7 protein-coding genes and 3 tRNA genes are annotated in these 7,183 nt (G+C 64.0%); 8 read left to right on the forward strand and 2 right to left on the reverse strand.

Translation table 11 applies throughout. The annotated features are described in order from the left end of the window. Positions 1–35: 35 nt before the first annotated feature. From purF to ribD, 7 genes are all read left to right on the forward strand, one after another. The gene (gene purF, locus FVQ98_RS06020) at positions 36–1,541 is read left to right on the forward strand and encodes an amidophosphoribosyltransferase (RefSeq protein WP_147912511.1); all 1,506 of its coding nucleotides are present in this window, start codon (positions 36–38) and stop codon (positions 1,539–1,541) included. A 15-nt stretch (positions 1,542–1,556) separates the two neighbouring features. Next, positions 1,557–2,798, forward strand: coding sequence for an O-succinylhomoserine sulfhydrylase (locus tag FVQ98_RS06025; RefSeq protein WP_147912512.1), 1,242 nt, complete (start codon positions 1,557–1,559; stop codon positions 2,796–2,798). A gap of 97 nt (positions 2,799–2,895) precedes the next feature. Continuing rightward, positions 2,896–4,299: a glutamate--tRNA ligase gene (gene gltX, locus FVQ98_RS06030; protein ID WP_147912513.1), complete on the forward strand. Its 1,404-nt coding sequence runs from the start codon at positions 2,896–2,898 to the stop codon at positions 4,297–4,299. A 70-nt stretch (positions 4,300–4,369) separates the two neighbouring features. Continuing rightward, a tRNA-Ala gene (locus tag FVQ98_RS06035) sits at positions 4,370–4,445 on the forward strand. A gap of 28 nt (positions 4,446–4,473) precedes the next feature. Beyond that, positions 4,474–4,549, forward strand: a tRNA-Glu gene (locus FVQ98_RS06040). 48 nt (positions 4,550–4,597) lie between these two features. Beyond that, positions 4,598–4,674: transfer RNA gene (locus FVQ98_RS06045), tRNA-Asp, on the forward strand. A 62-nt stretch (positions 4,675–4,736) separates the two neighbouring features. Continuing rightward, positions 4,737–5,858 carry a bifunctional diaminohydroxyphosphoribosylaminopyrimidine deaminase/5-amino-6-(5-phosphoribosylamino)uracil reductase RibD gene (ribD, locus tag FVQ98_RS06050; RefSeq protein WP_147912514.1) on the forward strand — a complete coding sequence of 374 codons (1,122 nt, stop codon included), beginning with the start codon at positions 4,737–4,739 and terminating at the stop codon, positions 5,856–5,858. 62 nt (positions 5,859–5,920) lie between these two features. Here the strand turns inward: ribD and FVQ98_RS06055 are convergent, their stop codons facing one another. Together FVQ98_RS06055 and FVQ98_RS06060 are read right to left on the reverse strand one after the other, a co-directional pair. Further along, a complete protein-coding gene (locus FVQ98_RS06055) occupies positions 5,921–6,151 on the reverse strand; it encodes a hypothetical protein (protein ID WP_255507644.1) in 231 nt (76 codons plus the stop codon). A gap of 430 nt (positions 6,152–6,581) precedes the next feature. After that, the gene (locus FVQ98_RS06060) at positions 6,582–6,938 is read right to left on the reverse strand and encodes a PRC-barrel domain-containing protein (protein WP_147912516.1); all 357 of its coding nucleotides are present in this window, start codon (positions 6,936–6,938) and stop codon (positions 6,582–6,584) included. A gap of 104 nt (positions 6,939–7,042) precedes the next feature. Here FVQ98_RS06060 and FVQ98_RS06065 point away from each other — a divergent pair. Further along, the coding region (locus FVQ98_RS06065; protein ID WP_147912517.1) for a transposase at positions 7,043–7,183 on the forward strand (141 nt) is incomplete at its 3' end.

Genomic DNA, 7,183 nt, shown 5'->3' on the forward strand with positions numbered 1-7,183 from the left:
CCCCTTTTCACCCACTTCCCCGCAGGAATTTCACCATGTGTGGCATCGTCGGCGTTGTCAGCAACGCACCCGTCAACCAGCTGATTTACGACGCGCTGCTGCTGCTGCAGCACCGCGGTCAGGACGCGGCGGGCATCGTGACCCAGCAGGACCGCAAGTTCTACATGCACAAGGCCAAGGGCATGGTGCGCGACGTGTTTCGCACCCGCAACATGCGCGGGCTGCCCGGCACCAGCGGCCTGGGCCAGGTGCGCTATCCCACGGCCGGCAACGCCGACAGCGAGGAAGAAGCCCAGCCCTTTTACGTCAATGCGCCGTTCGGCCTGGTGCTGGTGCACAACGGCAACCTGACCAACGCCCGTGCGTTGAAGGCCGAGCTGTTCACCACCGACCACCGCCACATCAACACCGACAGCGACTCCGAAGTGCTGCTCAACGTGCTGGCCAACGAGCTGGAAAAGGCCACGCGCGGCGCCGCGCTGGGCCCGGACGAGGTGTTTGCCGCCGTGGCCGGCGTGCACAAGCGCTTGCGCGGCTCCTACGCCGTGGTGGCGCACATCGCTGGGCGCGGCATGCTGGCCTTCCGCGACCCGTTCGGCATCCGCCCGCTGTGCGTGGGCCGCAGTGCCGACGGCACCGTCATGGTCGCCAGCGAATCCGTCACGCTGGAAGGCACGGGCCACCAGGTCGACCGCGACGTGGCCCCGGGCGAGGCCGTGTTCGTCACGCTGGACGGCGCCGTCTACACCCGCCAGTGCGCCGACAAGGCGCAGCTGTCGCCCTGCGCGTTTGAATTCGTCTACCTGGCGCGGCCCGATTCGGTGCTGGACGGTATCTCCGTCTACCAGGCGCGCCTGAACATGGGCCAGACGCTGGCCAAACGCGTGGTCTCCACGGTGCCGCCGGCCGAGATCGACGTGGTCATCCCCATCCCCGAATCCAGCCGCCCCAGCGCCATGCAACTGGCGCAACTGATCGGCAAGCCGTACCGCGAAGGCTTCGTCAAGAACCGCTACGTGGGCCGCACCTTCATCATGCCGGGCCAGTCGGTGCGCAAGAAATCGGTGCGCCAGAAGCTGAATGCCATCGCCAGCGAATTTGCCGGCCGCAACGTGCTGCTGGTGGACGATTCCATCGTGCGCGGCACGACCAGCAAGGAAATCGTGCAGATGGCACGCGAAGCCGGTGCGCGCAAGGTCTATCTGGCCAGCGCTGCGCCGCCGGTGCGCTACCCCAACGTCTACGGCATCGACATGCCGACCAGCGAAGAGCTGGTGGCGCACGACCGCACGGTCGAAGAGATCCGCGAAATCATTGGCGCCGACGCGCTGATCTATCAGGACGTGGACGCCATGAAGCGCGCCATCGGTTCGCTCAACGCTGGCATCGCGGGGTTTGAGGCGTCTTGCTTCGACGGCGTGTACGTTACCGGCGATATCACCGCCAGCGACATCGCGCGCATGAACGAGCACCGCGTCAAAGGCGGTGAAGACGAGGGCGACAGCTCGCGCCTGACCTTGCCCAACGCCACGGTGGCTTGATCCTGCACCTGCCCCATGTCTTCTGAAACCTCTACCGATCGCCGCCCGCTCCCCGACGGCCTGCACCCCGACACGCTGGCCGTGCGCACCGGCCTCGCGCCCAGCCAGTACGGCGAAAACTCCGAAGCGCTGTACCTGACCAGTTGCTTCGTCCAGCCCGACGCCGCCACGTCGGCGCGCCGCTTCGCCAGCGAAGAAGACGGCTACACCTATTCGCGCACCAGCAACCCGTCCGTCACCGCGTTCGAATACCGCCTGGCTGCGCTGGAAGGCGCTGAGGCTGCGATCGCCACCGCCTCGGGCATGAGCGCCATCCTGCTGATGGGCATGGGCCTGCTGAAAAGTGGCGACCACGTCATCTGCTCGCGCTCGATGTTCGGCTCCACGCTCAAGCTGTTCGGCAGCGAGTTTGCCAAGTTCGGTGTGGAGACCACCTTCGTGTCGCAGACCGACGTGGCCGAGTGGCGTGCGGCGGTGCGCCCGAACACGCGCCTGCTGTTCGCCGAAACGCCGACCAACCCGCTGACCGAGGTCTGCGACATCGCCGCGCTGGCCGACATCGCCCATGGGGCTGGCGCGCTGCTGGCGGTCGACAACTGTTTCGCCACACCCATCCTGCAGCGCCCGATCTCGCTGGGGGCCGACCTGGTCATCCATTCGGGCACCAAGTTTCTGGACGGCCAGGGTCGCGTGATGGCCGGCGCCATCTGCGGCTCGCGCAAGCTGGTCGACGAGGTGTTCGCGCCGCTGATCCGCACCGCCGGCATGGTGCTGGCGCCCTTCAACGCCTGGGTGGTTCACAAAGGGCTGGAAACGCTGGCCGTGCGCGTTAAGGCGCAAAGCGCGAATGCGCTGGAATTGGCCCGCTGGCTGGAATCACACCCGGCTGTCGACCGCGTGTTCTACCCCGGTTTGCCCTCGCACCCGCAGCACGCGCTGGCCATGGCGCAGCAAGGCGGCGTGGGCGGCGCGGTGATCGCGTTTGCGGTGAAGGGCGAGGGCATCGAACAAGCTCGCGCCCGCGCCTTCCACGTGATCGACAGCACGCGCGTGTGCAGCATCGCCACCAACCTGGGCGACGTGAAGACGCTGATCTGCCACCCCGCCAGCACCTCGCACGGCCGCTTGTCCGAAGCCCAGCGCCAGGCCGCGGGCGTGGTGCAGGGCCTGATCCGCCTGGCCGTAGGGCTGGAGCACGTGCCCGACATCCAGGCCGACCTGGCGCGCGGCCTGGACAGCTGCGCCAGCGTCGGCTGACCCGTTTTTCACGCGCAGCACCAGGGTGTTGCGATGAACTGATTGCTATATTGTTGATAGCTGCCCGCGCAGATTTCTGTAGGGCCAGAGCCTGAAAATGTCTGAAAACCCCACTTCCGCGCGCGTGCGCACCCGCTTCGCGCCGTCGCCCACCGGCTTCATCCACCTGGGCAATATCCGCTCGGCGCTGTACCCGTGGGCCTTCGCGCGCTCGCAGGGCGGCGACTTCATCCTGCGCATCGAAGACACCGACCTGGAGCGCTCCAGCCAGGCCGCCGTCGACGTCATCCTGGAAGGCATGGCCTGGCTCGGTCTGGACCCGGACGAAGGCCCGTTCTACCAAATGCAGCGCATGGACCGCTACAAAGAGGTGCTGGCCACGCTGCAGGACAAGGGCTACGTCTACCCCTGCTACATGAGCATGGCCGAGCTGGACGCGCTGCGCGAGCGCCAGATGGCCAACAAGGAAAAGCCGCGCTACGACGGCACCTGGCGGCCCGAGCCCGGCAAGGTGCTGCCGCCCATTCCCGAAGGCGTGAAGCCGGTGCTGCGCTTCAAGACGCCGCTCACCGGCGTGGTCGGCTGGGACGACAAGTGCAAGGGCCACATCGAGTTCCAGAACGCCGAGCTGGACGACCTGGTCATCGCCCGCCCGGACGGCACGCCCACCTACAACTTCTGCGTGTGCGTGGACGACATGGACATGGCGATCACGCATGTGATCCGCGGGGACGACCACGTCAACAACACGCCGCGCCAGATCCACATCTTCGAAGCCCTGGGCGCCACCGTGCCGGTGTTTGCGCACCTGCCCACCGTGTTGAACGAGCAGGGCGAGAAGATGAGCAAGCGCAACGGCGCCAAGGCGGTGACGCAGTACCGCGACGAAGGCTATCTGCCCGACGCCATGGTCAACTACCTCGCGCGCCTGGGCTGGAGCCACGGCGACGACGAGATCTTCAGCCGCGCGCAGTTCCTGGAATGGTTCAACCTCGACCACCTGGGCCGCAGTGCGGGGCAGTTCGATGAAACCAAGTTGCGCTGGGTCAACGCACAGCACCTGAAGGCCATGGACGACGCGGCCCTGACGCCGCTGGTCGCCGCGCAACTGCGCCAGCAAGGCGTTGAGCCTGATGATCGCCTGCCGGCCATCATCGGCTTGTTCAAAGACCGCTGCGACACCACCGTCGCGCTGGCCGATTGGGCGCGCGCGTTTTACGCGGACGTCGCCCCGTCGGCCGAAGACCTGACCAAGCACGTGACCGATGCGGTCCAACCCGCCATTGCGGCGCTGGCCGACAAGCTGGATAACGTTGAATGGACGGCGCCTGCCATGTCCGCCGCCATCAAGGAAACGCTGGCTGCGCACGGCCTCAAGATGCCGCAACTGGCCATGCCGGTGCGGGTGCTCGTGATGGGCACGCCGCAGACGCCGTCACTCGATGCCGTGCTGGCGCTCATGACGCGCGAAAAAGTTTCACAAAGATTGCGCGCGGCCTGATTTTCGATATATACTGCGAGGCTCGACACCGACGAATTCGAAGCGCTGGCAACAGCGCCTTGGAATCCAAGGGGGTATAGCTCAGCTGGGAGAGCGCTTGCATGGCATGCAAGAGGTCATCGGTTCGATCCCGTTTACCTCCACCAATGTGTCGAACGGTTAGTCCAAGGTTTTGACCCTATCGTCTAGAGGCCTAGGACATCACCCTTTCACGGTGAGTACCGGGGTTCGAATCCCCGTAGGGTCGCCAAGTTTGGCTGCACTTGGGTTCGCAAGAACCGCAAAGCAGCTCCGACGCGGAGTGGTAGTTCAGTCGGTTAGAATACCGGCCTGTCACGCCGGGGGTCGCGGGTTCGAGTCCCGTCCACTCCGCCAAAAACTTAACGGGCTATGTGAGGAATCACATAGCCCGTTTTCTTTTGCCCCGGGAAACTGCCATGGACATCACTTCTGAGCAAGACGACCGTTTCATGGCCCAGGCTTTGGCGCTTGCTGAACGGGCGCGCTGGCACTGTCCGCCCAATCCTGCTGTGGGATGCGTGATCGTCGACCGCCCTGGCCAAGTAATCGGTCAGGGGCAAACGCAACCCGTCGGCCAAGCGCATGCAGAAATCATGGCCTTGCGCGACGCGGCAGCGTGTGGGCACAGTGTGAGAGGGGCGACCGTCTATGTCACGCTTGAGCCGTGCGCGCATCAAGGCCGCACTGGCCCCTGCTGCGAGGCGCTGGCTGCGGCGGGGGTGGGCCGCGTCGTGGCCGCTTTGGAAGATCCCAACCCCCGCGTCGCTGGCCAGGGTATAGCCCATCTGCGCGCCGCGGGTGTGCAGGTGGACGTTGGACCGGGCGCTGCCCGGGCACGCGAAATCAACCTGGGATTCTTCAGCCGAATGGCGCGCGGCGTGCCCTGGGTTCGGCTGAAGGTGGCGAGTTCACTGGACGGGCGCACGGCGCTGCCGAATGGCGCCAGCCAATGGATCACCTCGGATCAGGCGCGGGAAGACGGTCATCGCTGGCGCGCCCGGGCGGGCGCGGTGCTGACCGGTATCGGCACGGTGCTGGAGGACGACCCGCTGTTGAACGTGAGGCTTGCGCAGGCCACGCGCCAACCGCCGCTGGTGATCGTCGACAGCCGCCTGCAGACGCCCCCGGATGCCCGCCTTTGGTCGGTGCCGGATCGGGAAGTGGTGATCTATGCGGCCGCGACGGACGACGAGAGGAAGCGAGCGTTGGAGGCGAAGGGCGCCATCGTGGTCGTGCAGCCAAACGCGCATGGCAAGGTCGATCTGGCCGGGATGCTGTGTGATCTGGGTCGGCGTGAGGTGAATGAGTTGCACGTCGAAGCCGGCTTCAAGCTCAACGGCTCCTTGCTGCGGGAGCGATGCGTCGATGAGTTGCTGATTTACCAGGCGCCATCGCTGCTCGGAGAAGGCTCCGGCATCGCTGCCATTGGGCCTTTGACAGCGTTGAGCGAAGGCATTGCCTTGCAATGGTACGAAATGGCACAGGTGGGCACGGACCTGCGCTTGATTGCACGCGTCTCAGGACGCGCGACTTTTTAAAAGAGCGTTGCACCTGACAAGGGCAAACCCTCGCCAATCAGGTGCAACGCTACTTCTGCACGTCAGCGCTTCTTGGACTCCGACGCCGCCACCTTGTCGGTCTGGCCTTCCAGCACGGCCATCTGCATGGATACGTCGAACAGTTTGGCCTTGCTGGCGTAGTGCCGATCGAGTCGCCATTCGTCCAGAATTTCCAGCGCGAGTTTGAAGCGCTCCATGTCAAGGTGGTAGAGATCGGCAATCTTGAAGTCGCCTTCGGACTCAAGCGCCAGCACCAAGCGTGACAGCGTCATCGCTTGAGGGAGGGTGGGGCTGCGCTCTATGTACTTCCGGGCTTCCTTGATAGCACGCATTGAGGTTCTTTCTATTGGCAGAGTTCGATGGACACCGGCAAGCCGACTCGACAATGCCGAGGCCTTGCGGCAATGAGAATGAAGCCACCGGGCGTCCAAAAGAGGCTTGATGGCTTGGACGTGACATCTGCGCCAGGAGCACATCAGTTTCACGAGGACTGCCATGCTAGCGAATCGACGCAGCTGCCGCTACCGTGTCATAAATTTGACTTTTCTATGCAATTTTTGAAGCCGGAAATGGGCAATTCAACGGCGTTTATTGAGTGAAAGTCATCCCTCACCTGCGATGGTGCACTCAATGTCCGGGAATCGAAGGGCCAGCGGCCCTTCTTGTTGGCCAAGCAAAAGCCCGGCCAACTCGTCAACCGACTCAGATATATGGCACTCCGTAGTAGTCATACACCCTACGGCCGTAGGCGTCGGTGTACTCGGGCACCACGTCCCGCGCATAGCGTGGAGCACCTTCGAGTTGCTCTTTCGACAGTGAAATCACGTAGCCGGCGTGGCTGGCCTCGTACTTGAGGCTGTCCCAAGGCAGCGGGTAGCGGTCCGTTCCGATGCCGAGAAAGCCCCCGAACTCCAGCACGGCGTAACGCACCTTGCCGGATATCTTGTCGATCATGAGGGTTTCAATGGACCCCAGTTTGTCACCCGCCGGGTTGTAGACATTCGTGCCGGTGACCTTGTCCGAAGAGATGACACTGGTTGCGGTGTTGTCGGTATCCATATCGGTACTCCTGAAATGGTTTCGATGTTGGTGAAGAGGCAATGAAGTCCCCTTGAAAACCTGAGCCACCCGGAAGTAGAGAATTCCCCAGACGGAGTCTCTACATGAAGAAATCCAGATTCAGCGAAGCGCAGATAGTCGGCATCCTCAAGGAGGTCGAGATGGGAGCGAAGGTCGGCGAGACGTGCAGGAAGCACGGAATCAGCGAGCCGACGTACTACAAGTGGAAGAGCCAGTTCTCGGGC

The organism is Ottowia flava, assembly GCF_008017535.1.
GTDB classification, from domain to species: domain Bacteria; phylum Pseudomonadota; class Gammaproteobacteria; order Burkholderiales; family Burkholderiaceae_C; genus Ottowia; species Ottowia flava.

Coding starts and splice junctions, on each gene's coding strand:
- gltX (WP_147912513.1), top strand. CDS start 2,896: ATGTCTGAAAACCCCACTTCCGCGCGCGTGCGCACCCGCTTCGCGCCG.
- FVQ98_RS06060 (WP_147912516.1), bottom strand. CDS start 6,938: ATGGATACCGACAACACCGCAACCAGTGTCATCTCTTCGGACAAGGTC.
- purF (WP_147912511.1), top strand. CDS start 36: ATGTGTGGCATCGTCGGCGTTGTCAGCAACGCACCCGTCAACCAGCTG.
- FVQ98_RS06055 (WP_255507644.1), bottom strand. CDS start 6,151: ATGACGCTGTCACGCTTGGTGCTGGCGCTTGAGTCCGAAGGCGACTTC.
- FVQ98_RS06025 (WP_147912512.1), top strand. CDS start 1,557: ATGTCTTCTGAAACCTCTACCGATCGCCGCCCGCTCCCCGACGGCCTG.
- ribD (WP_147912514.1), top strand. CDS start 4,737: ATGGACATCACTTCTGAGCAAGACGACCGTTTCATGGCCCAGGCTTTG.